At 63.0% G+C, this 22,970-nt stretch carries 24 protein-coding genes, 1 tRNA gene, 1 pseudogene and 1 riboswitch; of the genes and pseudogenes, 8 read left to right on the plus strand and 18 right to left on the minus strand.

All coding sequences use genetic code 11. The features are described from left to right. Positions 1-119 precede the first annotated feature (119 nt). Positions 120-365, plus strand: coding sequence for an SHOCT domain-containing protein (locus tag PHS32_RS22120; RefSeq protein ID WP_301081586.1), 246 nt, complete (start codon positions 120-122; stop codon positions 363-365). A 117-nt stretch (positions 366-482) separates the two neighbouring features. On the opposite strand, the pseudogene PHS32_RS22125 reads toward PHS32_RS22120, so the two are convergent. From PHS32_RS22125 to PHS32_RS22135, 3 genes and pseudogenes are all read right to left on the minus strand, one after another. After that, positions 483-751: pseudogene (locus PHS32_RS22125) on the minus strand (aminotransferase class I/II-fold pyridoxal phosphate-dependent enzyme); the annotation flags it as partial. A gap of 249 nt (positions 752-1,000) precedes the next feature. Next, positions 1,001-1,444 carry a cytochrome c gene (locus PHS32_RS22130; RefSeq protein WP_301081588.1) on the minus strand — a complete coding sequence of 148 codons (444 nt, stop codon included), beginning with the start codon at positions 1,442-1,444 and terminating at the stop codon, positions 1,001-1,003. 292 nt (positions 1,445-1,736) lie between these two features. Beyond that, positions 1,737-2,945 carry a PLP-dependent aminotransferase family protein gene (locus tag PHS32_RS22135; protein WP_301081589.1) on the minus strand — a complete coding sequence of 403 codons (1,209 nt, stop codon included), beginning with the start codon at positions 2,943-2,945 and terminating at the stop codon, positions 1,737-1,739. 72 nt (positions 2,946-3,017) lie between these two features. Between PHS32_RS22135 and nth the strand changes: the two genes are divergently transcribed. Continuing rightward, positions 3,018-3,659 (plus strand): endonuclease III, encoded by a 642-nt coding sequence (gene nth, locus PHS32_RS22140; RefSeq protein ID WP_301081590.1) that lies wholly within the window; start codon positions 3,018-3,020, stop codon positions 3,657-3,659. A 14-nt stretch (positions 3,660-3,673) separates the two neighbouring features. Continuing rightward, positions 3,674-4,810, plus strand: coding sequence for a GGDEF domain-containing protein (locus tag PHS32_RS22145; protein ID WP_301081591.1), 1,137 nt, complete (start codon positions 3,674-3,676; stop codon positions 4,808-4,810). 10 nt (positions 4,811-4,820) lie between these two features. Here PHS32_RS22145 and PHS32_RS22150 read toward each other — a convergent pair whose 3' ends face one another. From PHS32_RS22150 to PHS32_RS22190, 9 genes are all read right to left on the minus strand, one after another. Then, positions 4,821-5,366 carry a histidine phosphatase family protein gene (locus PHS32_RS22150; protein ID WP_301081593.1) on the minus strand — a complete coding sequence of 182 codons (546 nt, stop codon included), beginning with the start codon at positions 5,364-5,366 and terminating at the stop codon, positions 4,821-4,823. Between the two features lie 19 nt (positions 5,367-5,385). After that, a complete protein-coding gene (locus PHS32_RS22155) occupies positions 5,386-6,225 on the minus strand; it encodes an adenosylcobinamide-GDP ribazoletransferase (protein ID WP_301081594.1) in 840 nt (279 codons plus the stop codon). Continuing rightward, a complete protein-coding gene (cobT, locus tag PHS32_RS22160) occupies positions 6,222-7,310 on the minus strand; it encodes a nicotinate-nucleotide--dimethylbenzimidazole phosphoribosyltransferase (RefSeq protein ID WP_301081595.1) in 1,089 nt (362 codons plus the stop codon). Before cobT ends, PHS32_RS22155 begins: the two co-directional genes overlap by 4 nt. A gap of 67 nt (positions 7,311-7,377) precedes the next feature. Further along, positions 7,378-8,874, minus strand: a complete 1,497-nt coding sequence (locus tag PHS32_RS22165; RefSeq protein ID WP_301081596.1) for a cobyric acid synthase — start codon at positions 8,872-8,874, stop codon at positions 7,378-7,380. A 157-nt stretch (positions 8,875-9,031) separates the two neighbouring features. After that, positions 9,032-9,886: an ABC transporter ATP-binding protein gene (locus tag PHS32_RS22170; protein WP_301081597.1), complete on the minus strand. Its 855-nt coding sequence runs from the start codon at positions 9,884-9,886 to the stop codon at positions 9,032-9,034. After that, entirely contained in the window at positions 9,883-10,905 is a 1,023-nt protein-coding gene (locus PHS32_RS22175) for an iron ABC transporter permease (RefSeq protein ID WP_301081598.1), read from the minus strand. The genes PHS32_RS22170 and PHS32_RS22175 overlap by 4 nt, the downstream gene beginning before the upstream one ends. A gap of 82 nt (positions 10,906-10,987) precedes the next feature. Continuing rightward, positions 10,988-11,938 carry a helical backbone metal receptor gene (locus tag PHS32_RS22180; protein WP_301081599.1) on the minus strand — a complete coding sequence of 317 codons (951 nt, stop codon included), beginning with the start codon at positions 11,936-11,938 and terminating at the stop codon, positions 10,988-10,990. Then, positions 11,935-12,543, minus strand: coding sequence for a bifunctional adenosylcobinamide kinase/adenosylcobinamide-phosphate guanylyltransferase (locus tag PHS32_RS22185; RefSeq protein ID WP_301081600.1), 609 nt, complete (start codon positions 12,541-12,543; stop codon positions 11,935-11,937). Before PHS32_RS22185 ends, PHS32_RS22180 begins: the two co-directional genes overlap by 4 nt. Before the next feature lie 43 nt (positions 12,544-12,586). Beyond that, entirely contained in the window at positions 12,587-14,560 is a 1,974-nt protein-coding gene (locus tag PHS32_RS22190) for a TonB-dependent receptor (protein WP_301081601.1), read from the minus strand. Positions 14,561-14,633: 73 nt separating this feature from the next. Then, positions 14,634-14,872: riboswitch (cobalamin riboswitch) on the minus strand. 34 nt (positions 14,873-14,906) lie between these two features. Between PHS32_RS22190 and PHS32_RS22195 the strand changes: the two genes are divergently transcribed. The 3 genes from PHS32_RS22195 to PHS32_RS22205 all read left to right on the plus strand — a co-directional run bounded on the left by PHS32_RS22195 (position 14,907) and on the right by PHS32_RS22205 (position 16,540). Then, positions 14,907-15,125 carry a DUF904 domain-containing protein gene (locus PHS32_RS22195; protein WP_301081602.1) on the plus strand — a complete coding sequence of 73 codons (219 nt, stop codon included), beginning with the start codon at positions 14,907-14,909 and terminating at the stop codon, positions 15,123-15,125. 8 nt (positions 15,126-15,133) lie between these two features. Further along, positions 15,134-15,487 carry a cell division protein ZapA gene (locus tag PHS32_RS22200; RefSeq protein ID WP_301081603.1) on the plus strand — a complete coding sequence of 118 codons (354 nt, stop codon included), beginning with the start codon at positions 15,134-15,136 and terminating at the stop codon, positions 15,485-15,487. Between the two features lie 240 nt (positions 15,488-15,727). Further along, on the plus strand, positions 15,728-16,540 hold the full coding sequence (locus PHS32_RS22205) for a sulfite exporter TauE/SafE family protein (protein ID WP_301081604.1): 813 nt from the start codon (positions 15,728-15,730) through the stop codon (positions 16,538-16,540). Positions 16,541-16,556: 16 nt separating this feature from the next. Here the strand turns inward: PHS32_RS22205 and PHS32_RS22210 are convergent, their stop codons facing one another. The 6 genes from PHS32_RS22210 to PHS32_RS22235 all read right to left on the minus strand — a co-directional run bounded on the left by PHS32_RS22210 (position 16,557) and on the right by PHS32_RS22235 (position 21,114). Further along, positions 16,557-17,462 carry an aminotransferase class IV gene (locus tag PHS32_RS22210; protein ID WP_301081605.1) on the minus strand — a complete coding sequence of 302 codons (906 nt, stop codon included), beginning with the start codon at positions 17,460-17,462 and terminating at the stop codon, positions 16,557-16,559. Between the two features lie 81 nt (positions 17,463-17,543). Next, positions 17,544-17,633, minus strand: a tRNA-Ser gene (locus PHS32_RS22215). Between the two features lie 107 nt (positions 17,634-17,740). Then, positions 17,741-18,874, minus strand: coding sequence for a branched-chain amino acid ABC transporter substrate-binding protein (locus tag PHS32_RS22220; RefSeq protein WP_301081606.1), 1,134 nt, complete (start codon positions 18,872-18,874; stop codon positions 17,741-17,743). 115 nt (positions 18,875-18,989) lie between these two features. Beyond that, positions 18,990-19,223 (minus strand): hypothetical protein, encoded by a 234-nt coding sequence (locus PHS32_RS22225; RefSeq protein ID WP_301081607.1) that lies wholly within the window; start codon positions 19,221-19,223, stop codon positions 18,990-18,992. Next, entirely contained in the window at positions 19,223-19,657 is a 435-nt protein-coding gene (locus tag PHS32_RS22230; RefSeq protein WP_301081608.1) for a DNA polymerase III subunit chi, read from the minus strand. The genes PHS32_RS22225 and PHS32_RS22230 overlap by 1 nt, the downstream gene beginning before the upstream one ends. Before the next feature lie 17 nt (positions 19,658-19,674). Continuing rightward, complete coding sequence (locus PHS32_RS22235) at positions 19,675-21,114, minus strand: leucyl aminopeptidase (RefSeq protein ID WP_301081610.1); 1,440 nt, start codon at positions 21,112-21,114, stop codon at positions 19,675-19,677. Between the two features lie 78 nt (positions 21,115-21,192). Between PHS32_RS22235 and lptF the strand changes: the two genes are divergently transcribed. Continuing rightward, complete coding sequence (gene lptF / locus PHS32_RS22240) at positions 21,193-22,305, plus strand: LPS export ABC transporter permease LptF (protein ID WP_301081611.1); 1,113 nt, start codon at positions 21,193-21,195, stop codon at positions 22,303-22,305. Continuing rightward, positions 22,302-22,970, plus strand: a 669-nt coding sequence (locus tag PHS32_RS22245) for an LptF/LptG family permease (protein ID WP_301081612.1), incomplete at its 3' end; no start/stop codon positions are given. The genes lptF and PHS32_RS22245, both read left to right, overlap by 4 nt.

Consider the following 22,970-nt stretch of genomic DNA (forward strand, 5'->3'; position numbering starts at 1 on the left):
CCCACAACCGGCACTTCGAGACACTTGGAGATGTGCTCGTCGCCGTGCAGAAATGCTTCAATCGGTGGACGAAACCCAACTTAATGCTGAAGAGACTATGCGGCATTATTTAAGACGCTATGTTTAACAAATGCCCGAAGTGTGGCGAGCACAATTTGCTACAAGCAACTAAATGCGAGCATTGTGGTTGTTTACTTGGCAAGCAGACTTCTATCAATCCCACAACTGTGAAGACGGGAATCGTCAATTCGCCGACAACTAGCGGCAATAGTATTGAGCAACTGGAACGTCTCGCTGCGCTCAAGGAGCGCGGAGTGTTGAGCGACGAAGAGTTCCAACAACAGAAGAGACAAATCTTGGGCTAATAAGGTCACGCAAGGTATGGTGACAAGCTGCGCTTCGTTTGCTTGTTCATGCCACCGATTGCAAGCGTTAAACGTCGGCGACCCCCGTTCATGTAACACGGGGGCCAAGGCACCCGCCTACAGCGCCTGCCCCAACCTCCCAAGCCCCTCCTCAATTTTCTCCAGCCCCACGGTCGCAAAGCTAAGCCGCAAAGTCGACAGATCGGGTCGTGCGCGAAGAACGGGGCGCCGGGGACAAAGGCCACGCCCTTGTCGATGGCGCATTTGGCAAAGTCGTTGGCGTTGCTGCTCTTGCCGTTGGCGCCGGTGAGTTTGGCCCAGAAGAACATGCCGCCTTGCCGCTGGTTGAAGGCGATGGCGTCGCCCAGTTCGCGGCGCAGACGCGAGCGTGCTGGCGAAGTTTCCGAGCCAGCATGGGGCTCCCTGGAGACTGAGTCCGCGGCTTGATTTCACATCGTGTGCAGTCACGCCATTTTTTACTCTGCAGTATGGGGGAGCACTCCCCATCTGTGAATGGTCGCCGCTCAAAGTTCGTTTTTGACCGTCCGAGGTCCGTTGGAATGATGGCTGAATGATTCCTTCCGGCCGTTCAACTCAATGCTGATCGACGCATTCCCACGCAGTGCCTGAGTTGTTCATTTGGTCTGTAACCTGTTCAGGTAGTCGATCAGCGCGAGAGTACGGGCGCGCACAAACATTTCCGGGTCGTAAGGAACATCCACATAGTACTCAGCCGCCGCCACGGTCTCCATGCTGTATTGCTTGCCCCATATCGGCATCTCTCGCCCTCCGTGCTCCCTGACGTACTCTCTCCCATCGATTACGGCTGAGATCCGCTCAACCGGGAAGACGCCGCCGTTATGTTTCTTCAATGTCGTCAAGTCACTTGCGGGCTTCTTCAACAACTCGCCGTACGATCCGTCCCCCTTTCCGACGGGTCCATGACAGACCATGCATTTGGACTCGTACTCCCGTTTTCCGATATCCAGTTTTGCCTTGCCTTGGGTTTGCGCAATGCCAGTTGCGCAGAATGAAACCATCGTCAGAGCGACAGCGATTGTCGGCATGACATTCATCATAGTAACCTCCTGGGTGGTAACAAGTTGCCTACCCGCCGCAAACTACTGCGTCGCCAACGGTGTCAACATCATCTGGCAAGCGTGAACGCAAAACGAACCATCTGTTTGATTATTCGCAAAGGGGGACAAATTTGCATCAAAAAGATGTTCTGAAGGGCGCTCTCATTCACTTGCCATGGTGCTGCAACCATGCGCGGCATCTGACCGCACTCGGCGACGGCTGAACGCAAACCTTCAGCGCTGACGCAACGACCCTGCCGTTTCTGTATTTCGGAGAGTCGTAGAAAACCACCTACAGCGCCTGCCCCAACCTCCCAATCCCCTCTTCAATTTTCTCCAGTCCCACCGTCGCAAAGCTAAGCCGCAAAGTGGATAGATCGGGGTCGTGCGCGAAGAACGGGGCGCCGGGGACAAAGGCGACGCCCTTGTCGATGGCGCGTTTGGCAAAGTCGTTGGCGTTGCTGGCCTTGCCATTGGCGCCGGTGAGTTTGGCCCAGAAGAACATGCCGCCTTGCGGCTGGTTGAAGGCGATGGCGTCGCCCAGTTCGCGACGCAGGGATTGGGCCATGACCAGGGCGCGCTGGGCATAGGTTTTGCGCACGACAGCCAGCGTAGCGTCGAGCCGGTTCAAGGTCAGGTAATGGGCGGCGATGGCTTGCGTCAGGTTGCTGGTGTGGGCGTCGCTGAACTGTTTGCACATGGTGGCTTTGGCCAGCAAGGCGGCGGGCGCGATCATCCAGCCGACGCGCAAACCGGGCGACAGGATCTTGCTGAAACTGCCGCAGTGCGCCAGCCAGTCGCGGCTGCCGGGCACGCCTTCGCTCAAGGCCAGCAAACTGGGTGGTGGCGGCTGGTCAAAATACAGTTCGCCATAGGGGTCGTCCTCCACCACCAGCGTCTGCGTACGCGCCGCGATCTCCAGAATCCGTTTGCGCCGCGCCAGGCTCAGCGTGGCGCCGCTGGGGTTGCCGAAGGTCGGGATCAGATAGACCAGCTTGGGTTTGTGCTCGACGATCAGTTTTTCCAGCCGGTCGACGTCGACGCCATCGGCATCGATCGGTGCGCCGATGATGTGCGCGCCGTACAGGCGAAAGCACTGGATTGTGGCGAGGAACGTTGGCGCTTCCACAATCACCTTGTCGCCGGGCGAGATCATGGTCTTGCCGATCAGGTCCAGCGCCTGCTGGCTGCCGGTGGTGACGATCAGGCCCTCGGGCTTGACCGCCACGTTGGCCGCGCTGCCGGCGCCGCCCTTGGCGGCGTAGAAGGCGCTGATCGCCTCGCGCAGCGGCTGGTAGCCTTCGGTAGCACCGTATTGCAGCACCGGGCCGGGGTTGTTGGCCAGCACGGCATCGGCAGAAATCTTGATGCCTTCGGCGTCAAACAGCGCCGGGTCCGGAAAGCCGCCGGCAAAACTGATGATGCCGGGCTTGCCCAGCAGTTTGAAGAGTTCGCGGATGGCGGAGGTTTCTATTGTGTTCAGGCGCTCGGCAAATTGCATGGAAATCTTTCGTTGTTCCGGGATTGCGGTATCGTCAGATTATTATTCAGACTGAGCACCTCAAAAAAACACATGAAACCAGCCGCGATTGAAGGCTTTTTTGCCACCCTGAAAGCGGCCAACCCGACGCCGGTGACCGAGCTTGAATACAGCTCGGTGTTTGAACTGCTGTGCGCCGTGTTGCTGTCGGCGCAGGCCACCGACATCAGCGTCAACAAGGCGACGCGCCGGCTCTTCCCGGTGGCCAACACACCGCAAAAAATACTGGCACTGGGGCAGGAAGGCCTGGAGGGCTACATCAAGACGATTGGCCTGTTCCGCTCCAAGGCCAGACATCTGCTGCAGACCTGCCAGATCCTGATCGAGCGGCATGGCGGCCAGGTGCCGCGCACGCGTGAGGCACTGGAGGCCTTGCCCGGCGTCGGCCGCAAAACCGCCAACGTGGTGCTGAACGTGGCCTTTGGTGAAGCCACCATGGCGGTTGATACCCATCTCTTTCGGCTCGCCAATCGCACCGGTCTGGCGCCCGGCAAGACGCCGCTGGAAGTCGAGCACAAGTTGCTGCAACGCGTCCCGCCGGCCTACCTGGTGGACGCGCACCACTGGCTGGTATTGCATGGCCGCTATGTCTGCCAGGCGCGCAAGCCCTTATGCTGGCAATGCGGTGTCAGCCAGTTCTGCGATTTCACAAGCAAAACCGCGCCACCGCGCTGAAACCGGCTTTGGCCATGAACCTGATTGACCCCCGAACCGTCATCCTGCTGGGTGGTGTCATGAGCGGCTTGATGGCACTGGTGTTGTACTCGCTCAAGCGCAGTTACCCGGCCTCCATCAAGGGTTTGGGCCATTGGTCGGCGGCCCTGTTGCTGGTCTTTGGGGGCGGCATGATGGCCACCGGACTGGGCACCCTGCCCGACGCCGTGGTCATCTCGGTCTCCCGCTTCTTGGTCGCATCGGGGCTCTACCTGACTTACGTCGGCAGCCAGCGCTTCTTTGGCGTGACGCCCCGTGTGGCGCCGTGGATGACCCTGATCAGCGCAGTGACGCTGGTGCAGCTTTGGTTCACCGCGGTGCAGCCCAGTTACCACGTGCGCCTGGTGCTGGCCAATCTGCTGGCCGCCAACCTGTTTACCGTCCACGCCTATCTGGTGCTGAAGCAGGGTTCACCCACCTTGGCCAGGGTGCTGACCACTGGCGTGCTGCTGGTGATGGCGGTGATCCAGGTGATGCGCCTGGTGACGTCGTTCTTCTGGCCCATGGGCAACAATATTCTGGACACCTCGCCGCACCACCTGGTCTATGTCACCAGCTTCGTGATCTGTATTTTGCTGCTCTCCATCAGCCTGGTGTTGATGGCGACTGAGAGTCTGCGCGCCGAGCTGGAACACCTGGCAACCCATGACTCACTCACCAATGCGCTGACGCGGCGCCATCTGAACCAGGCACTCAGGCGCGAGCTGGCGCGCTGCCGCCGCCATCGCCGCAGCATGGCCTTGCTGGTCATGGATCTGGACCATTTCAAGAGCATCAACGACAGCCTTGGCCATCAGGCCGGTGATCGGGTGCTGGTCGACTTTGTGGCCAAGGTAAACGCCTTACTGCGCCGACCCGATCTGCTGGCGCGCTTCGGCGGTGAAGAGTTTCTGGCGCTGCTGCCGGATACCTCGCCGGCGGAAGCGCTGCTGGTGGCCGAGCGCATTCGCGAGGCCTGTAACCATGCCGGGCCGGGAACTCCGTACACCGTGAGCATTGGCGTGACGACCAACATGAACGACAACGACACCGTGGATACGCTGATTGCGCGTGCCGACGCCGCCATGTACCGCGCCAAAGCCAATGGGCGCAACCGGGTCGAAGCCGGCTGATCGGGTCCGCTCAAAGGGGTAGTTCGCACCAGCCGCCAAAGGCCGGCGCCTCGCGTGGCCACTGCGCCGCCCGCTCCAGTTGCTGCACCCCGCTGGCCAGCAAGGTGGCCGCGCGAATGACACCGGCATGGGTGATCCATGCCGCGTCCACGCCCATGCGCTGGGTGTCGCGCCAGGCGCCGGCCACACGCTGCATCAATTCAGCCACGCTCTCCCGCCCGCCAAAGCGATGCCGGCTGAAGTCGGCCAGCCAGCGCGCATAGTCGGCTTGAGGAACGGCGTCCCAGCGCTGGCCTTCCCAGCAGCCGAAGTCCATCTCCGCCAGGCGTGCATCGGTGGCACAAAGCAGATCGGGCCGCAGCGCTTGCAAACAGTCGGCCAGGTGCTGGCATCTCCGCAGCGGTGAGCAGATCATCGAAAGGTTTGGCGGCAGGATTTGGGCCAATTCCAGGGCCGCTTGCTGCGTCGCCTGGGCATCGGCCGCAACATCGGTGCTGCCGTAGCAAACACCCGCTGCGATCAGGGGTTGTGCATGGCGCACCAGCCAGAGCTTCATGCGTTCCCCTCCACAGTTTTTACAAACACAGCGCCAGACCGAGGTAGAACGCCAGCTCGCACACCTGCTGGGTGGCGCCCAGGCAATCGCCCGTAAAGCCCTGCAAGCGCCGCCGGAACCAGCGCCACATCAGCACGAAGGCGGCGCCGGAGGCCAGCATGGCGCCACCCAGTGCTCCGCCGAGCGCGTCGGTGGCGGCATCAAGCGCCAGGAAATCAAGGTTGGCCTGCGCATACAAAAAGAGGACCAGCGTCAACACACACCAGGCCAGGGCTGTGAGCAGGCCGGCGCCACTGATCTGCTCCGCCAGCGGCTTGGATTTGGAGCCGGCGGCATCACCCACATGCGGCAGCAGGCGGATCATCAGCAGCGGCCAAGCGCGCGACACCACATGGGCCAGCAACAAGGCGCTGCACAGCAACGGGCCACTGACCGCGCCCAGCAAGGCCAGCAGCGACACCTTGGCCAGCAGCGCCAGCAGCACGGCAATGGCGCCAAAAGCACCAACGCGCGAATCCTTCATGATGAGCAGGGCGCGCTCCCGCTCCGGGCTGCCGCCCAGCCCGTCGGCCACGTCGGCCAGACCGTCCTCATGAAAAGCGCCGGTCAGCAATACGCCGAAAATAGTGCCCCACACCGCCGCCACCAGCGGCGCAAAACCACCCTCCGGCAAGTACGCCAGCAACAAGGCCGTGAAGCCCGCCACCAGGCCCCCCACCAGCACGCCGACACCGGGGAAGTGGCCGGCACTGGCGCGCAGCAACGCCGGGCTGTAGCCGACCCAGGCCGCCAGCCGCCCGGTAATCGGAATGCGGGTGAAGAACTGGACCGCCAGCAGATAGTGGCGCAGGAAGTTCATGCTGCGCTTGGCTGGGCCGCGGATTTTTCAGAGACGCCGGCCGACTCGAAACTGGCCATCTCGCGCAGGATGGCGCAGGCCGACTGCAACAGCGGCCAGGCCAGCGCAGCCCCGGAGCCTTCGCCCAGCCGCAAGCCCAGATCGAGCAGCGCCTGCACTCCCAGATGCTGCAGCATGAACTCATGGCCACGCTCGCCCGAGCGATGCGCAAACACGCAGCGCTGCAACACCAGCGGTTGCAGGGCGTGCGCCACCAGCACCGCCGAAGTGGCAATAAAGCCGTCCACCAGCACCACGCGGCGCTGCTGCGCGGCTTGCAGCACGGCCCCCACCATGGTGGCGATCTCAAGGCCGCCCAGCGCCGCCAGCGCATCCAGCGGCGCGCTGGCCCGCGGGTGGCGCGCCAACACCTGGCGCAGCACCTCGGTCTTGCGTTGCACGGCGGGTGCATCCAGCCCGGTGCCGGCGCCAGTGCAAAGCTCGATGTCCAGCCCGGCCAGGCGCGCCAGCAACAGGGACGCGGCAGAGGTATTGCCAATGCCCATTTCACCCAGCAGCAGCACGTTGCCGGGCAGAGCATCGACGATCTGCTGCCCGTTTTGCAGCGCCTGGCGGCATTGGGCCCCGCTCATGGCCGGCTGCGCCGATGAGTCGGCCGTGCCCTGCTCGGCGCCTGTCACCTTGCGCACCAGCAGGCCGGCGCGCTGCGTGCCGCTCGGCAGGCCGGCCAGAAAGTCGTGCTTGACGCCGCAGTCCACCACCGTCAGGCTGATGCCATGCTGGCGCGCCAGCACGCTGACGGCGGCACCGCCGGCCAGAAAGTTCTCCACCATCTGCCAGCTCACGTCGCTGGGAAAAGCCGAGATGCCGCGCGCCGTCAGACCATGGTCGCCAGCGAACACCACCATCTGCGGCGCTTCCAGCAGCGGCGACTCGCTGCCCAGGATTTCGCCCAGTTGCAGCGCCAGCGATTCCAGCCGGCCCAGCGAGCCCAGCGGCTTGGTCTTGCTGTTCAGCTTGTGTTGCAGCGCCTGCGTCAGCGCCGGGCTGCGCAGGTCCGTCAAGGTGGGCAAAAAAGAAGTCATGGTGATGGGTCCGGTTGGAGGTGGCGAGAAGATCATGGGTGATGAAATAACTCAGGGCAAGTGGCGCTCAGGCAATCAAGGTCGATAGAACGCCGGGCTCGAAATGCCGCTCGATGAAGTCGGCTAGGCCGTCGAAGACCGCGTCCAGCGTCGGCACCGGGGTGCTCGGACTGGCGCCGAACAAGGCCTGCAAGGCGGCAGGGTCTTCAAACAGGCCATGCAGATACAGGCCCAGCACATTGCCGGCGCCGTTCTGCCAGGCCAGGCCACCCGGCATGACGGCGCGCGCCAGGTCGCCGCCTTGGGCCATGGCGGCGTGTTGTTGCGTCTGGCCGTGGTGAATCTCGTAGCCTGCGACCGGAACGCCGGCCAGTGCGGCCCACGGTCCGCGCAGGCCGGCGTCGAAACAGGTATGCGTCCGCCGCACCGTTTTATCGGCCTCGAAAACGGTGATCAGAGGCAGCAGTCCCAGACCCGGCGCGTTGCCCAGATAGGCGTGCTCCAGGCCCAGCGGATCGATCAGCGCCTCGCCCAGCATTTGCAGGCCGGCGCAAATGCCCAGCACCGCCCCACCCTGCCCGGCGTGACGCGCGACCGCGCCGTCCAACCCCTGCTGGCGCAGCCAGGCCAGGTCGCCACTGGTGTGCTTGGAGCCGGGCAGGATGATCCAGTCGGTGGCGGCCAGCCCGACCAACTGGGCCGGGCTGCGCACCCACAACAGGCGCACGCCAGGGATGTTTTTAAGTGGCTGGAATTCATCCAGATTGCTGAAGTGCGGGTAGACGATGACGGCGACCGTCAGCGTGACCGCGCCGCGTGCCGTACTTCGGTCATCGAAGATTCCGTCTTCCTCCGGCAGGCCGTGCTGCCACCACATCGGCAGCGTCGCTACCGTGGGAATACCCGTCAGGTCCCGCAGCATCTGCGGTGCCGGCGCCAACAGGCTGGCATCGCCGCGAAACTTGTTCAGGACATAACCCTTGATCAGCGCCCGTTCCGGCTCGGGCAGCAGCGCCCAAGTGCCGTACAAGTGGGCGAAGGCGCCGCCGCGGTCGATGTCGGTCACCAGCAAACAAGCGGCGTTGCAGTGCAGCGCAACGCGCATGTTGACGATGTCGCTGTCGGACAAGTTGATCTCAGCCGGTGAACCGGCGCCTTCGATCACCACCACGTCGTTCTCCGCCCGCAGCTCATCGAGCGCCCGGACAATCACCGGCCAGACGCTGGCGCTGCGGCCGCGCCACGCCATCCTGGACAAGGCTTCATCGACCTGCCCCATCAGCACCACCTGGCTATGGGTGTCGCGCTCGGGTTTGAGCAGCAGCGGGTTCATGCGCACATCGGGCAGCGCGCGGGCCGCCAGCGCCTGAAAATACTGGGCACTACCGATCTCGCCTTGACTATTTCCGCAAGCCACCACTCTTGCGTTGTTGCTCATGTTCTGCGCCTTGAACGGCGCCACCTTCAGGCCCTGGCGGGCATAGTGGCGGCACAGGGCGGTGGCCAGCCAGCTCTTGCCGGCGCCGCTGGTGGTGCCCAGCACCATCACGCATTTGGCGGTCATAGCTGCCCCCAAGCTCGGCACTGCGTGTCCTCACCGTACAGGTCGATGCCAGAGGCAACGACTCTTCTGCCCGTCCCACCCTGCGCAGGCAGGCTGGGAGCCGCGGGCATCAGCCCCCAGGGGGAGCGAGCTTGCTTGGGGCGGCCCGGCGCGGCGCTCATCCCGGGCCTCCGGTTTCAGACATGAGGTGTTCTTCTCCACTCCGAACGTCTGGCTGCTGGTTGACCGGCAAGCCCGGGCGCGGCAAGGCGACCCATTGCTGGCCCACCGCATGAATTGCGATGCGCCGCTCGAACACTTGCTCCAGCGCGCGGTGCGTGGCGGCGTCGACGCTGGCGCCTTGATGCACGACCCGGCCTTTGGCCATGATGACCATCTGGTCCGCCTGTAGCGCCATCGATGTTTCGTGCAGCACGCTGACCACCGTCCTGCCCTGGCGCACCAGGGAACGCACGACGCAGAGCCAGTCGGCCTGGTGCGGCGGATCGAGATTGGCCAGCGGTTCATCCATCAGCAGCACCTGCGCCTGCACCGCCAGCGCGCGTGCCAGCAGCACGCGCTGGCGTTCGCCGCCGGAGAGTTGGCCCAGCGTGCGGCCGCGCCAGTCCCAGGCCTGGGTGGAGCGTAAAGCCTGCTCGACGGCGGCGTGATCGGCGGCACTGGGCGCGGCCAGCCAGCGCTGGTGCGGCAGGCGGCCCAGCATGGCGACGTCCCACGCCGTCAAGTCGTCTCCGCTGCTCTCGTTTTGTCCGAGCCAGGCCAGTTGTTGCGCGCGCATGCGCCCCGGCAACGCCGCCATCGGCTGGCCCAGCAGCGTGACCGTGCCGGTGTGCGGCAGCAGGCCCGCCAGTACTTTCAGCAGGGTCGACTTGCCGGCGCCATTGGGACCGACGATGCTGGTCCAGCGGCCGCTCTGCAACACCAGGTCGATGCCGCGCAGTACCTGGGTATCGCCCAGGCTGGCGCTGATGGCGCAGGCCTCGATGGCGGCCGGGTGCCGGGTGTCTTTCACAGGCCCGCTCCGGCGGAGGCTCGGGTGCCGCGGTGCATCAACCACAGCAGATAGCCGCCGCCCAGCACGGCGGTCAGCACACCGACCGGCAACTCCTGCGGCGCCATCAGCCAGCGTGCCAGCATGTCGGCCGTCATCAGCAGGACGCCACCCATCAGGCTGGAGAGAAGAATCAGGCGGCCGTTGGTGGTCTTGACCACCGAGCGCACCAGGTGCGGCGCCGCCAGACCGACAAAGGCAATCAAGCCGGTTTGCGCCACCGCAGTCCCGGTGGCCAGCGCCAGCACCGCCACCAGCGCGGCGCGCATGCGCGGCAACGGCAGGCCCAGGCTGGCGGCCGTGGCTTCGCCCAGCGACAGGCCATCGAGCACATGGCTGAGCATCCAGGCCACCAGCATGCAAACCAGCCAGACGACCAGCATCAGGACGCAGGCGGTCCAGCCGACGAAGCCGGTGCTGCCCAGATCGAAGGCCCGCATCGCCTGCGTTACCTCCGGCACCATCAGCATGGTGAGCGAGCTCATGGCACCCAGCACCACGCCCACGATGACGCCCGCCAGCAGCAGGCGCAGCGTGTGTTGCACGCCATTGGCCAGCATCAGCGTGAGCAGCACCGCGCCGACGGCACCGGCAAACGCGGCACCGGTCAAGCCCAGGCGCACCAGCCATTCGGTGGCAAATGGCGACACGCCAAAGAACACCAGGGTCAGGGCCACGCCCAGCGACGCGCCGGAGGCGCTGCCCAGCAGATAGGGGTCGGCCAGCGGATTGCGAAACAAGCCTTGTGCCACGGCACCGGCCAGCCCCAGCAAGGCCCCCGCTGCCCAGGCGCCCACGGTACGCGGCAGGCGGATGTCCCACACGATCTGCTGTGCCACCGGATCGCTCCAGGCCTTCAGGAGGCTCTCGAATCCGGTGCTGCCGACGCTGGCGCCCAACAGCAGCAAAGCCACGCTGGCCAGCAACATGCCGGCCCCCAGCACAGCGGCCTTGCGGTGCTGGCGCAGCCGCTCGGTCATGGTTGCCCCCACGCTCGGCACTGCGTGTCCTCGCTGCCCCCCAAGGGGGCGCGAGCTTGCTTGGGGCGGCCCGGCGCTGCGCTCATGGCGAGCCGCCTTGCGCGCCGCGCAAGCACTGCGCCATGACGTGGGCACCCTGCGCCAGGCGCGGGCCGGGCCGCACCACCACGTCGGACTGCGCCGCGCTGAACACGCAGACCCGATGCGCCTTGATGGCGCTGATGCCGGCCCAGCCCGGTCGTCCCTGCAACCCGGTGAAGTTGCGATCGCCGACCATGATGACGTCGGGATTGGCGCGCACCACGTACTCGGGGTTGAGTTGCGGAAACGGGCCCAGGCTCGCCGGCACGATGTTTTGGACCCCCAGGCGGGTCAGGGTTTCGCCAATGAACGAGGCCTCCCCGGCGGCGTAAGGGGCACCATTGACTTCAAAATAGACGCGGCTTTTTTTGACCTTGGCCGACAGCGATTGCGCCGCCGCCGACAGCGCTGCATCGATGGCGCGCCAGACGCGCTGCGCATCGGGCACCTCCAGCACCTGGCCGATGGTCTCCAGCACGCGCTTCACGTCGGCATGGCTTTTCGGCTCCAGTGCCAGCACCTGGATGCCCAGGGCCTGCAAGCGCTCGCCGGCGCGCGACGACGTGGCGATCAGCACCAGATCGGGCTTGAGCGCCACGATGGCCTCGATGTTCGGGTCCAGCCCACCGCCCACCTGCGGCAAGGCGCGCACGCTCTCGGGATAGTCGGAATAGCGGTCCACCCCGACCAGCCGCTGGCACTGCCCCAATTCGCACACGGTTTCGGTCAGCGACGGCAGCAGGCTGACGATGCGCCGCGGCGGCTGGGTCAAGGTCACCGTCACGCCGCGGTCGTCCGTCACTTGCAGGGCTTGCGCGGCGCCGGCGCTCAACAGGGCGCTGACAGCGATGCAACCCAGCAACCATGGATCCCGGATCCAGTCCGGGATGACAGCCCATTTGTCGTTGCGGGCTTGACCCGCAATCCATTTCACCAGACGCCAAAGCTTCATACAGCGTCTTTCAAGGTCAGCGGCAAACCGGCCGCCATCAGGGTGACGCGCTGGCAGACCCGCGCCACATCCTGGTTGAGTTGGCCCAGGGCATCGACGAAGGCCCGCACCTCGCGGCCCAGCGGAATGACGCCCAGCCCAATCTCATTGCCCACCAGCACCACGGGGCCGGGGGCGACGGCAATGGCTTCCAGCAGCATGGCTACCTGCTCGCCATTGAAAGCAGCGCGCGCGGGATTTTGCGCCGCCTCTGGCGGCATGGGCAGCATCCAGTTGGTGAGCCACAGGGTCAGGCAATCGACCACCACCAGCGTGTCGGCCCGACTGTGCCGCACCAGCGTTTCGGCCAGTGCCAGCGGTTCCTCCAGCGTGAGCATGCCTGGCAGCCGGGCGGCCCGGTCTGCCTGATGGCGGGCGATGCGTAGCCGCATCTCCTGGTCCCCCGGCCTAGCCGTGGCAATCAGCAGCGCGCGCCGGCCCGGTGACTGATCCAGCCAGTTCCGCGCCAGCGTCTCGGCGCGGCGCGACTTGCCGCTTTTCTGGCCACCCAGAATCAGCTCGCTGCGCGCCAATTTCAGCACGGGTTGCGGGCTTGCCGAAGACATCTGATCGCCTTGCATGGTTGAGTTGGCTGATCTTAGCGCTTGGCTAAAACTTGACCCGCACCGAAGCGCTGACGCTGCGTCCGGCTTCCGGATAGATCGCCGTGGTAACGCCGGCCGAACAGCCATACGCCTGGGTGTAGTACTTCTCGTTGGTCAAATTCGCAATCCCCAGGGCGAACTCGGCACTGCGAATCTGATAGGCGTAGCGCAGGTCGACGGTGGCATAGCTGGGCATGCTACAGGCGTTGTCGAAATCCGGGTTCTGGGCCGCGACCCAGTTCAGGCCGGCGTCCAGTGTGTGACCGGCCGCCGGCCGCCAATCCGCCCGGACGGCGAAGGTTCGCGTCGGCACCAGCGCCAGATTCTTACCGGCGTAAGCGCCGGCCGTGAAGCGCGCCTGCCGCAAGGCCGCGTTCAAGCGCAGGTCCAGCGAGGGGTTCAGCGCCTGCCGGGCCTCCAGTTCCAGCCCCTGCCGTTCGGTCGGGTCAAAATTGACGTTGGCACCGTACGGGCCATAGGGACCCAGTGCCGTCGGGTCATAGCCCAATTCGTTGTTGAGTTCATTGCGATACCAGCGCAGATCGAGCTGGCTCGATGCCCGCCGCCAACGGCTGCCCAGTTCCAGATCGCGCGAGGTCTGGGCCTCTAACGGCAGGCCCGGCGTGGTGAAGGAGAACTCGTCCACGTTGGCCAGACGGAAACTGCGGCCGACCCGGCCGTACAGCGTGACCTCTTGCGTGACCGGCTGGCTGACACCCAGTTCCCAGGCGTTCTGACGCTGCTTCAAATCGGTGGCCGAAGAGGCTTCCGTTTTCTTCAAGTCCTGGCTGCGCCAGCCGACACTCAGCCGTGTCGCGGTAGCGGAATAAGTCAGGTCGTCTTTGAGATAAATGGCCGAGGAATCGGCCGTTGCCCGGGTGCCGATGGGCGTGTAGGCGGACTGGGTGATGGTCCGCGCCCACGCGTCCTTGTCGTACCCGACGACGAAGACGTTGGCCGAAGCTCCCACCTTGCCCTCATGCCGGGCCCGCAGGCTGTAGTTGGAGGCGTCCACGTCGTAGCCGTAAGGACTGCCGAACGACATGCTGCTGTTTTTCTTGGAGCGCTGATTTGCGTCCGCCGCCAACTGCCAGCTTCCGACGCTGGCCTCGGCAAAGACGCCGGCATTCTCTTTCTTGCTGCTGCCGTAGTCGGTGCTGGATTGGGCTTGATGCGGGTCCGCCGCGTATTGCTGGGCCGTCAGCGGGCCGGGCAAACCGCTGTCCAGGGAATTGCGGCCGGCCAGGGCGCCAACGCGCAACCACTCATTGCGCCACTGTGCGGAAGCCGTCAAGCCGTTGGAGTTGGAGGCAAAGTTCTCCCGATGTCCGTCGCTGCGGCGCTCATCGGCCGATAGGTCGATCGAAAAACCACCGGAGGCGAGCACGGCGCTGGCGCGAATATCGCGCAAACCGTTGCTGCCGACGGCGCCGTACAACTGGGCCGCATTGACACGTTGCGCGCCGCTTGCCGCCTTGGTGGTGACGACAATCACGCCGCCGGTGGCACCCTCGCCATACAGCACGGCACCGCTGCCGCGCAAGACCTCGATCCGGTCGACCGACTCGATCGGAATGGACGCCAGTCCGGCGCTCGAAAGATCAGCCTCGTTGAGTCGCAAACCATCGACGATCACCAGTTGGTTGCTGTCCGCCGTGACGCCAAAGCCGCGCAGATCGAGCGTGTAGTTGTTGCCGCCCGAGGTGTCCAGGCGTCCGGCAACGCCCAGCAATTTCATCACCGCCTCGTTGACGGAATTGGCGCCGGAGGCCTGGATTTCTTTGGCCGTAATCACGCTGACGCCAAACGGAAGAGGAGCGGCGGACTCCGCGAATCGCGGGGCCGTGACCAGCACATCATTGAGCGTTTGGGATAGCTGGCTGTGCGCCAGCAGGGGAAAGGCCGCGGCCAGCGCCAGCGGCAAGACGGCCAGGCGCGACGATGCACCTGCGCGCAAGGAAAAATCACGAGTTGTCATAAATAGGAAAGAAGCAATAAAAGCCCTCACCGTCGTCCCCGACGGTGCCTGAGCATCACGGCTGCGCGCCAGGGCGTGCAACCACCTTGTTGGCCGGTATCCGGGCTGGTGGAACGACCTCCATCGCCTTCCCAAGCGCGTGTTCAAAACGCTCAGTGACCATGATGGAAGCTGAATCGCGCAGGATTCGTCCACTTACCGTTGCGGGGGCAGCGCAGGTTGGGATTTGCGATTGACGGCAAATCCCTCCTGCTTCCCGTTGAACTGCGGCGTGTGAACCACACCGCGAGCACCAACGGTGTGATTTTACTGCCGTTTGTTTTGCCAAACCCTACAATGCGAGGCTATGTCGAACCAGTCCCAAATCGACCAAATTGCCGAGCGCGTGGAGCGTTTGCTGCTGCGTTACCAGGAACTGCAGCGCACCAATGTCCTGCTCAGTGCCCAGGTCGACACCCTTACGCAGGAACGCGATTCCCTCAAGTCCCGTCTCGGCGCGGCCCGCGCCCGGGTCGATGCGCTGCTGGAGCGCTTGCCTGAAGCGACCGCCGTCAGAAAGCCATAAAGCCTCGCATGAAACAGCTTGAAGTACAAATCATGGGGCAGAGCTACCTGCTGGGCTGCCCCGAGGGCGGGGACCTCCGTCTGCTCGAAGCGGTTGAACGCGTCGACTCCGCCATGTGCAAGATCCGTGACGGCGGCAAAGTCAAGGCACGCGACCGTATTGCGGTGCTGGCCGCGCTCAATCTGGCGTTTGATCTGGCGGACCAGGGCAGCACCAGCGGCGCCGCGCCGGCTGCAACCCACACGCCCGGCGTTGCGCCGGCTGCTGCAACGGGTGCCGTTGCGGCGGACGACAACCTGGTGTTGGCGTCTCTGCTGGAACGCCTGGACGAAGCACTGGGTGATGACGGTCGCCTGCTTTAAAGCAGCGTCCCGGCGTGCGCGTTGGCTCGTCAGGCTCTACAATCTGCCAGGTCTGCGGTGCTCGTCGGACTTTATATTTCCTTGAACCAATGCTCTTAGAGCCCGGGCTTGGAATATCGCTGGTCAGGCGTGATCATCTCGCGTTAGATGAACCCAATGTCCAGTTGACCTCGCCCACCTGAACCCCGGTTCAGGATGCCGGTTCGGCGGCACTTGCAGACACCTACACTCCTTCTCCCCATGAACCTTGAACCCCTGCTGATCATTGAACTTGCCGTGCTCGGTTTGAGCACCGGATTTTTGGCCGGCCTGCTGGGCATTGGCGGCGGCATGATGATGGTGCCGTTCATCACCATCATCTTGTCGGGGCGTTCCGTGGGTCCGAATCTGGCGGTCAAGATGGCCATTGCGACTTCCATGGCGACCATCATATTCACCTCGATTTCCAGCGTGCGCGCGCACCATCGCCGCGGCGCCGTGCGCTGGGATCTGGTCAGGGGGCTGGCACCCGGCATCATCCTGGGCGGCGCCATCGCCAGCATGGGCGTGTTCGCCCTGCTCAAGGGCTCATCGCTGGCACTCTTCTTTGCTGTGTTTGTGAGCTTCTCGGCAACCCAGATGTTTCTCGACAAGAAACCCGCGCCGACACGCCAGGTGCCGGGTACCGCGGGCCTGATGGGCGCCGGCGGCGTGATCGGTTTTCTGTCGGGATTGGTGGGCGCCGGTGGTGGCTTCATCAGCGTGCCGTTCATGACCTGGTGCAATGTGGCGATTCACACCGCGGTTGCCACATCGGCGGCGCTGGGACTGCCCATTGCGCTGGCCAACGTGACCGGCTACATCATCAGTGGCCAGGGCGTGCAAAACCTGCCGCCGCATTCGTTTGGCTACATCTGGCTACCGGCACTGGGTGTGATTGCGACCTGCAGCGTGCTGACCGCCCCGCTGGGCGCCAGAGCGGCCCACAAGTTACCGGTCAAGCAGCTCAAACGGGTGTTTGCCAGCATCCTGTATGTGCTGGCCGCTTACATGCTGTACAAGGCCATCGCCTGAGCGCAAGACTGGCGCATCAAAGCGCGTAATCGATCGCCAGGCTATAGGCCGGATTCTTGTGCCAGGCCCAGTAGGTCTGTACCAGTTGGCGCGTGATGGCGCCCACCGTGCCATCACCGATGGCTCGCTGGTCCACCATCGTCACCGGCAAGACACCGCCACCCGAGGTCGACAGGAACACTTCGTCGGCGGCGCGCAACTCGTCGGCCGGCAAGTCGCGCAGTTGCAATGGCAGGCCCAGAGACTGCGCCATCTCGATCACCGTGCGGCGTGACACGCCTTCCAGCATGCCCGCATTGGGTGTCACCAGCACGCCATGGCTGACGCAAAACACGTTGAAGCCGGGGCCTTCCACGACGTTCCCTGCGGCGTCGACCAGCAGCACGCTGTCGGCCCCGGCATCGAGCGCTCCCAGCAGCCCCATCGTCAAGTCGTTCCAGTGGTAGTTCTTGGCCGAGGGGTCGACCGAAGTGGCGGGAATGCGTTGCACGTCGCTGACCATCACATGCAGCCCGGCTCCACGTTGCTGCTCATTGGCGATCCAGACGTAGGGCACCGCGAAGGCGTAGAACTGGTTGAGCGCCAGGCGTGGGTCGCGTGAGCCCCAGGGCGGCTGGCCGCGGGTGCAGATCATCTCGACATAAGAGGAGCGCAGTCCGCTCAGGCGCACGCACTGCGACAGAATTTCGGCGATCTGCGCCGGCGTCAAACCCGGGTCAAGCCGCCAGCGCTGGCAACTGCGCATGAAGCGCTCCAGGTGTGCGTCCATGCGGAAGAAGGCGCCGTCCCATACGGTCACGACGTCATAGGTGGCGTCGGAGCGCAGAAAGCCCCAGTCGGTGATCGGAATGCTGGCGCTGGAAATGGGAACATACTGCCCAGCCACAAAAGCAACGCCCATTGAAAAATCGGGTGCAGTCATTGAGCCATCAGGTTGAAATCATTGGGTGGGTTTGTGGCGGGGGTAGAGTCGCTTCTTTTGACTCTACCCCACGGACAAAACTGGCGGAGCAGGCGGGATTCGAACCCGCGGAGGGTTTTACCCCTCGCACGCTTTCCAGGCGTGTGACTTAAACCGCTCATCCACCGCTCCAGCATTTCGAATTTTAACTGAGCCAAGGCTGGATTTCCCTGGCCGCGTCTGCCAGGGCAAGAAAAAAGCCACCCGAAGGTGGCTTTCTTTCGAGACCCGGAACGGGATCAGTTCAGGGAAACTTTCTTGCCGCCCTTGTAGGTGGACAGTGTCATCGACGGATTCTTCAACTCGCCGTTGGGTTCGAAGGCGATATTGGCCGTGACACCCTTGAAGTTGGTCTCCAGCAGCTTGGGCGTGTAGACCTTCGGGTCGGTCGAATTGGCGCGCTTCATGGCATCGACCAGAACGAACGTGGCGTCATAGGTGAACGGGCTGTAGATCTGGAACTGGCCAGGGAACTTGGCATCGTAGCGAGCCTTCCAGGCGGTACCACCAGGCATCTTGGCGATGGATGCGCCACCTTCGGCACAGACCACGCCATCCAGGCTCTTGGCGCCCGAGGCAATCTTGATAATTTCAGATGTGCAGATGCCATCGCCGCCGAAGAACTTCACGTTGGACATGCTCAATTGGTCCATCTGGCGCAACATGGCACCGGCTTGAGCGTCCATGCCGCCGTAGAAAATAGCATCCGGCTTCTTCGATTTGATGGCCGTCAGAATGGCCATGAAATCGGTTGCCTTGTCGGTGGTGAACTGCTCATCCACAACCTTCATGCCCTTGGCCAGAGCGGTCTTCTTGAACACCTCGGCAACACCTTGGCCGTAGGCCGTGCGGTCGTCGATGACGGCAACCGTCTTCAGCTTCAGAGTGTCAGCCGCATAGACTGCCAAACCGGCGCCCAGCGCATTGTCGTTGGCAATGATACGGAAAGTTGTCTTGTAGCCGGGCTTGGTCAGGTTGGGGTTGGTAGCGGCGCCGGTGACGTGGGGAATGCCGCAATCGTTGTAGATCTTGGCAGCCGGAATGGTGGTGCCGGAGTTCAGGTGACCGACCACGCCAGCGACTTTGGCATCGCACAGTTTTTGTGCCACGGCCGTGCCCTGTTTCGGGTCGGCTGCATCATCTTCGGCCATCAACTCGAACTTGATCTTCTTGCCGCCGATAACCAGGTTTTGTTTGTTCAGATCTTCAACCGCCATCATCGACCCGTTGGCGTTGTCCTTGCCGTAATGGGCCTGACCACCGGACATCGGCGCAACGTGACCGATCTTGACGACCTGCACGTCTTGCGCCATCGCCAAGCCAGCGGCGGCGGCGATCGCTGCAGCAACGGTAATTTTCAATTTCACTTGCATAGACAACTCCAAAAATTAAGGTAAATGTGAATTTAATAACTCCACCCCGATACGATACAGCAATTATCGAGCCACAAACATAGGGAAGTCACCAATCCGGACCGGCAATATCCGGCTACTCCAGTTCCTGCGGGTGGGCCGAGGCGTTCATGGTCTGCGCCACGACTTCCCGCACAACACGCTCGAGTTCTTCGGCCAGACGGCGTTCGATCACGCCATCGAGACGCTGCAGCACCGACTGGACGATCTGTTCCAGCTCGGGGGTCGGCGCGGCGACCGGAGGGGACGGCGCTACGACCTCGGTCAGAGTGGGCAGGAAGCGGGATGGATTTCGCGCCGGGTCACTCATCAGGAAGACGTTTTCAAAGTCAGGTCATGGCGTGTGATCGCGTGACCGTGTTCGGCGTAATGCTTCCAGCGGCCGCGTGCCAGTCGGCGATCCTCGTCGTCCTGGCCAACGATCTCGATGACCCGTCCGAAGCGCTCAAATCCATCCGGCACCTGCGGACCCAGATTGAGCAACACCTCCCAATGGGGCACCGACTTGATCGAGCGCGCCAAGATGACGGGCGAAGCGGCGACCATCGCGGCGTCGCCGTCAAGGTCACAGTGAGGCACAAAATCAGTGGCGGAAAAAGTCCACAGGGCCGTATCCAGTTGCTGCAGCGTATCGGGCAAGCCCGTCACCACCAGCCTTGCCTTGCTGGCCACCGCCTTGCGCAGCAGGCGGCAGGTGTAAGCCATGCGGTCCGGCGCATTGAAGTGAAACGCGACCTCCGTCATGGGCGATGTCATGGGCACTATTTGGTGGCCGTCAGCAGGTATTGCAACAACAGCGCCACCGGTCGCCCGGTCGCCCCTTTGCTGGTTCCGCTCTTCCAGGCGGTGCCCGCGATGTCCAGGTGCGCCCAGGGAAACTTGCCGGCAAAACGCTGCAAAAACTTGGCCGCCGTGATGGCGCCGCCGGCGCGCCCGGCGACGTTGGCGGTATCGGCAAAATTCGATTTCAGACCTTCCGCGTAATCCTCATCCAAAGGCATGCGCCAGCACAGGTCGGAGGACGACTCGCCGGCCAGCAGCAAGGCGTTGGCCAGCTCATCATGGCTCGCGAACAGGCCGCTGCGCACGCCACCCAGGGCAATCATGCAGGCGCCGGTAAGGGTGGCAATGTCCACCACGGCGCGCGGCTTGAAGCGCTCGGCATAGGTCAAGGCGTCGCACAGGACCAGCCGCCCCTCGGCATCGGTGTTGAGAATTTCAATGGTCTGGCCACTCATGCTGGTGACCACGTCACCCGGCTTCACGGCCCGGCCGTCCGGAAGGTTTTCGCAGGCCGGGATCAAACCGATCACGTTGATGGCGGGTTTCAACTCCGCCAAGGCCCGAAAAACGCCCAGCACGCTGGCGGCACCGGACATGTCAAACTTCATCTCATCCATCTCCGGAGCCGGTTTGATGGAAATGCCGCCGCTATCGAAAGTGATGCCTTTGCCGACCAAAACCGTGGGCGCCTCGGTCTTCACCGTGCCGGCGTAGCGCAGCACAATAAAGCGCAAAGGCTCCTCCGAGCCACGCGCCACCGCCAGGAAAGAACCCATCGCCAGCTTGCTCACCTCCTTGGGGCCTAGCACCTCGCATTTGATATTGGGAAACTTGGCCAAGGATCTGGCGGCGCTCGCCAGCATGGTGGGCGTGGCATGGTTGGCCGGTCGATTGGCCCACTCCTTTGCGTACTCGATACCGGTCACGGTGGCAACCGCCTGGTCAAAAACAGGTTTCAGCGCCGTTGCGGCGGGCAGACTCACGACGATCTGCCGCAAGGTCCGGGGCTCCGGTTTTGATTTGGTCGTCGTGAACACGTAACTGGCATCGGCCACCGTCATGACAGCGCAACGCAATGCGTCGGCCTGGGGCGAAGCGGCAAAGCACAGCACCAGCTTCTTGACTTTGTTCGACTTGACCGCCGTCACCGCCGCGGCGACACTTTGGCGCAACTCTTTGAGCGATCCGTCGCCGATGCCGGCCAGTACCAGATGCGAACAGGCCAGCCCGCTCGGGCGGTACAGCAGCAACGACTTGCCGGCCTTGGTTTCCAGGTCACCGGCCTTCAACACCTGCGACACCAAGCCGGACAAAACGTCTTTGCCCGGCTTGAAGGATTCGGCCAGCAAAACGATCAGGGCATCGCATTTCTCGCTGACAGCGTCGGCCAGGCCTGATGTCTTGAGTTCAAAGTTCATAATTCACCTTTTCAATCGGTTGAGGACAGTGCGGGCTCGCTTGGCGCGGCCGCGGTCTGTTCCGTAAAGTATCAGGATATGTTATTCCATTCCTCCATTCGCCAGGAAGTTGCACGCGGTTTTGGCGCCACGCTGGTCGTTCTCGCGACTGTTGTCATGACCATGACCTTGATTCGCACGCTGGGGCAGGCTTCACGGGGCAGCTTCAACCCGTCTGACGTGCTGCTGGTGATGGGCTACACGGTGCTCGCCTACATGCCCACCATTCTGACCATGAGTCTGTTCATCTCGATTTTTGCCACCTTGTCGCGCATGTACCGCGACTCCGAGATGGTGATCTGGTTCACCAGTGGCCGCGGCTTGTCCGCTTTGCTGGGACCCCTGTTCCGCTTTGCCTGGCCGGTATTGCTGGTCATCGCCGCGCTGGCGCTGCTGGTGCTGCCCTGGTCCAACCAGAGAATCGAAAAACTGAAGGAACAATACGAGAAACGGGGCGATATCGAGCGCGTTGAACCGGGCCAGTTTCAGGAGTCGGCGGGCGGCAAACGGGTCTTTTTCGTGGAAAAGAATGCCGGTGGCAAGCAGTCTGGCTCCAACGTCTTCATCGCCACCACCGAGTATGGCAAGGAGACCATCACTTCGGCTCGCAGTGGCCGGATTGAGCACGTTGCGCGAGATCGCTACCTGACGCTCAGCAACGGGCAGCGACTGGAGAGTGTGGTTGGCAAGACCGAGTTGAAGATCAGTGAGTTTGAGGAATACGGCATCAAAGTGGGCGTGGATGCTCTTGGCAGCAGCGATTTTGTCCCGGTCAACACCCGCCCCACCCTCGAATTGCTGAAAAACCTGTCGCTACCCAATCTGGCGGAGTTGTCCTGGCGCATCGGATTGATTCTGGCGGCGATCAATTTTGTGATCATCGGCGTTGCGGTTTCAAGCGCCAATCCGCGTGTCGGACGAAGTGCCAATCTGGTTTTTTCCTTGTTTGCCTTTGTGCTGTACAACAACCTGCTGAACCTGGGTCAGAACTGGATTGCCGCGGGAAAATTCACGTTTGGCGGATATTTGCTGGCCTTGCACGGTGGCGCTCTGCTGTTCGGAGCCTTCTGGCTGGCCAAGGGGCACAACAATTGGCATTGGTACACCTTGTGGCCTCTGCGCACTTCACTTTTGAGAAAGTCAGCGACTTGAAAACCATTCGACGGTTGATTTATGGCGAGATACTTTCCGCGGTGAGTTTTGTCACCCTGTGCTTTCTCTCGCTATTTTTCTTTTTTGATCTGGTGGAAGAAATCCAGTCCATCGGACGGCCCGAGACCGCGGCCTATCAGCTGGGCCATGCCCTGAGCTACGTCACGTTGATGATTCCAAGTCATCTTTATGAACTCTTGCCCATCGCAGTTCTCATCGGGACGATTTTCGTGATGGCGCGTTTTGCCCAGAGTTCGGAGTACACCATTTTGCGAACCAGTGGTTTAGGTCCCTGGCGTGCACTGAGAACTTTGCTGATGCTGGGTCTGGCTTTCGTGCTGCTGACTTTTGCCATTGGCGATTACCTGTCACCGGTCGCCGACCGCAGCGCACAACTGCTCAAGGCCCGCTACCAGGGGCACATCACGGTGGGCCATACCGGTGCCTGGCTGAAAGAAAGACAAGCCTATTCGCAATACGCGGTCAACGTCAACGCGCTGGAATCGGACGGCAGCATGCGGGGCGTACGCATCGTCGAATTCGACAACCAGGGTTTTCTGCGCTCCGTCATGCAAGCGGAATCGGCGACCCACGAGGCCAGCGACGCATGGACCCTCAAGCGCGTGATCCGGACCGAATTCCCGGCGCGAGATTCGGCTACCGCG

The organism is Rhodoferax sp., from assembly GCF_028714215.1.
Lineage (GTDB): Bacteria > Pseudomonadota > Gammaproteobacteria > Burkholderiales > Burkholderiaceae_C > Rhodoferax.

Bases quoted from the DNA above. Each gene is read 5' to 3' on its own strand.
- PHS32_RS22120 (WP_301081586.1), top strand. From the start codon at position 120: ATGTTTAACAAATGCCCGAAGTGTGGCGAGCACAATTTGCTACAAGCA.
- PHS32_RS22130 (WP_301081588.1), bottom strand. From the start codon at position 1,444: ATGATGAATGTCATGCCGACAATCGCTGTCGCTCTGACGATGGTTTCA.
- PHS32_RS22135 (WP_301081589.1), bottom strand. From the start codon at position 2,945: ATGCAATTTGCCGAGCGCCTGAACACAATAGAAACCTCCGCCATCCGC.
- nth (WP_301081590.1), top strand. From the start codon at position 3,018: ATGAAACCAGCCGCGATTGAAGGCTTTTTTGCCACCCTGAAAGCGGCC.
- PHS32_RS22145 (WP_301081591.1), top strand. From the start codon at position 3,674: ATGAACCTGATTGACCCCCGAACCGTCATCCTGCTGGGTGGTGTCATG.
- PHS32_RS22150 (WP_301081593.1), bottom strand. From the start codon at position 5,366: ATGAAGCTCTGGCTGGTGCGCCATGCACAACCCCTGATCGCAGCGGGT.
- PHS32_RS22155 (WP_301081594.1), bottom strand. From the start codon at position 6,225: ATGAACTTCCTGCGCCACTATCTGCTGGCGGTCCAGTTCTTCACCCGC.
- cobT (WP_301081595.1), bottom strand. From the start codon at position 7,310: ATGACTTCTTTTTTGCCCACCTTGACGGACCTGCGCAGCCCGGCGCTG.
- PHS32_RS22165 (WP_301081596.1), bottom strand. From the start codon at position 8,874: ATGACCGCCAAATGCGTGATGGTGCTGGGCACCACCAGCGGCGCCGGC.
- PHS32_RS22175 (WP_301081598.1), bottom strand. From the start codon at position 10,905: ATGACCGAGCGGCTGCGCCAGCACCGCAAGGCCGCTGTGCTGGGGGCC.
- PHS32_RS22180 (WP_301081599.1), bottom strand. From the start codon at position 11,938: ATGAAGCTTTGGCGTCTGGTGAAATGGATTGCGGGTCAAGCCCGCAAC.
- PHS32_RS22185 (WP_301081600.1), bottom strand. From the start codon at position 12,543: ATGTCTTCGGCAAGCCCGCAACCCGTGCTGAAATTGGCGCGCAGCGAG.
- PHS32_RS22190 (WP_301081601.1), bottom strand. From the start codon at position 14,560: ATGACAACTCGTGATTTTTCCTTGCGCGCAGGTGCATCGTCGCGCCTG.
- PHS32_RS22195 (WP_301081602.1), top strand. From the start codon at position 14,907: ATGTCGAACCAGTCCCAAATCGACCAAATTGCCGAGCGCGTGGAGCGT.
- PHS32_RS22200 (WP_301081603.1), top strand. From the start codon at position 15,134: ATGAAACAGCTTGAAGTACAAATCATGGGGCAGAGCTACCTGCTGGGC.
- PHS32_RS22205 (WP_301081604.1), top strand. From the start codon at position 15,728: ATGAACCTTGAACCCCTGCTGATCATTGAACTTGCCGTGCTCGGTTTG.
- PHS32_RS22210 (WP_301081605.1), bottom strand. From the start codon at position 17,462: ATGACTGCACCCGATTTTTCAATGGGCGTTGCTTTTGTGGCTGGGCAG.
- PHS32_RS22220 (WP_301081606.1), bottom strand. From the start codon at position 18,874: ATGCAAGTGAAATTGAAAATTACCGTTGCTGCAGCGATCGCCGCCGCC.
- PHS32_RS22225 (WP_301081607.1), bottom strand. From the start codon at position 19,223: ATGAGTGACCCGGCGCGAAATCCATCCCGCTTCCTGCCCACTCTGACC.
- PHS32_RS22230 (WP_301081608.1), bottom strand. From the start codon at position 19,657: ATGACGGAGGTCGCGTTTCACTTCAATGCGCCGGACCGCATGGCTTAC.
- PHS32_RS22235 (WP_301081610.1), bottom strand. From the start codon at position 21,114: ATGAACTTTGAACTCAAGACATCAGGCCTGGCCGACGCTGTCAGCGAG.
- lptF (WP_301081611.1), top strand. From the start codon at position 21,193: ATGTTATTCCATTCCTCCATTCGCCAGGAAGTTGCACGCGGTTTTGGC.